Below are 1,890 nucleotides of genomic sequence, written 5' to 3'. Positions count from 1 at the left end.
GAACTCTTCGGCGACGACCATCCGGTCGCCGACGGTGCGCTCGATCATACCATCGAGGCCGAAGCGCAGGCGCTCGCTGCTCGATTGACCCACCTGTTCGACGATTCGCCGCAAGTCCAAGACCCCGATACAGGTGCTCATCGTGATGCGACGCCGGACGACACGGCAATCCTCCTCCGCCGGCGAACGCATTTGGATCGGTATCAAAGGGCCCTCGAAGAGTACGACATCCCCTACACTGTCGTCGGTGGCGTCGGATTCTACGATACGCCTGAGGTCCAAGCGCTGACGAATCTGCTTCGGGTGCTTGGTGACCCGACCGACGATGTGTCCCTCTACGGGGTCCTTCGGTCGCCGCTGTTTGGCTTCACCGATGACCGCCTCGCACCGGCTGTCGCAGAAGCTGCGTCAGTGTGGGACGCACTCGCCGAGACGGACGACCCACAGCTGGCTGACGCCTTCGACCTGCTCACAACCTGGCGGACACTCAGCGGCTGTGCGACGCCGTCCGAAGATGGTGTCCTCCCGTGGAACCGCCTGCTGTCCCGAGTGATCGACGACACAGGGTATCTGGCGAGTGTGAGTGCTGATGAACGCGGTCAACAGGCCGTCGCGAACGTCGAGAAGTTCCGCGACCAGGTCCGCACGTGGAGCGAAAACGGTGTTCACACCGCTGCCGGGTTGCTCCATCGGATCGACCGCCAAGCCGAGATCGACCCTCGTGAGGGGGAGGCAGATATTCCCGGTGACGCCGAGGGCGTCCGGATTATGACGATCCATTCCGCGAAGGGACTCGAGTTCCCGATCGTCACGGTTCCCGATCTCGGGAGTGATCTCAACTTCGGCCGCTCCGTCGACGACCATGGCTACGTTCGACTCGTGGACGGAACTGATGACGCACCGCCGGTGCCGGCGGTTGGTGGGCCGAATCCGGGCGATGCGTTCTCCATCGAGAAGACGGCCGTTCACGAGTACGCCGACCGACGGTCGCGTCCTCAGGAGCGGGCGGAGTCGAAACGGCTCCTCTATGTTGCGTGTACACGAACGCGAGATCACCTGTTGCTCTGTGGGACACTCGAGATCGACGTTGCCGATAATGGTGCCATCGAACTCGGCGAGCCCGCTGCGTTCGACGAGGCAACTCGGTGGCGAGACTGGCTTCAGCCAGCTCTTCTGGACGGTGAACTCATTGGTCAGGCGATGCGAGACGGACAGGCTCGTGGAGAGATCGACGGCGCTAGCTATATGATTCGCAAGCCACCCCGTCCAGTCGACTGGGACAGCGACGACACCAGCGAGGAGTCGGATCCAGCAATCTCGATTCCGTCACCACCGATGCAGTCGCCTTCGAAACGTATTGCGGCGACGACGCTCGTAAATGCGGTCGCAGAAGCAACTGGTGACGGACACAGGTCCACGGGAACCGACGAGTCAGCTGGTCTGAGTCCGACAACATTTGGGACGGTCGTACACAGAATTAACGAACTCCGTCCACCCAGAGACGAATGGCCAACACTGATTCGGCGTCTGAGCCGAATGGCCGGGGAAGAGCCCACGCAGAGTGATCTCGATGATGCAGTTACTCACGCTGCAGATGCGGTCGAATTTGCCGACCACATTGAGGCCAATACCAAGCTCCAGGCGACCTATGATGAGTACTCCGTTGTGGCCCGGCTTGACGGGGCTCGTATTGTTGGGGATATTGACCGCCTGCTCGTGACGCCCGACAGCTACCACATCATCGACTACAAGACGAATGACCTCTCGGCAACCTCGACCGCCGAGATGGCTGACCACTATCGGCCCCAGATGCTCGCCTATGCGTTAGCTCTCTTCCAGCACGATTCTGACCGAACTGTGCGTGCCTCCCTGCGGTTTACTGACGCCGGC

At 61.3% G+C, this 1,890-nt stretch carries 1 protein-coding gene; it reads left to right on the top strand.

All coding sequences use genetic code 11. The annotated features are described in order from the left end of the window. Nucleotides 1–1,890 (top strand): UvrD-helicase domain-containing protein (locus Q0964_RS07440; RefSeq protein WP_349254442.1); only part of this gene is annotated, 1,890 nt, incomplete at both ends.

Source organism: Halorientalis sp., from assembly GCF_028275115.1.
In the GTDB taxonomy this organism is placed as follows: Archaea; Halobacteriota; Halobacteria; order Halobacteriales; family Haloarculaceae; genus Halorientalis.
This window is presented reverse-complemented; position numbering and strand designations above follow the sequence as displayed.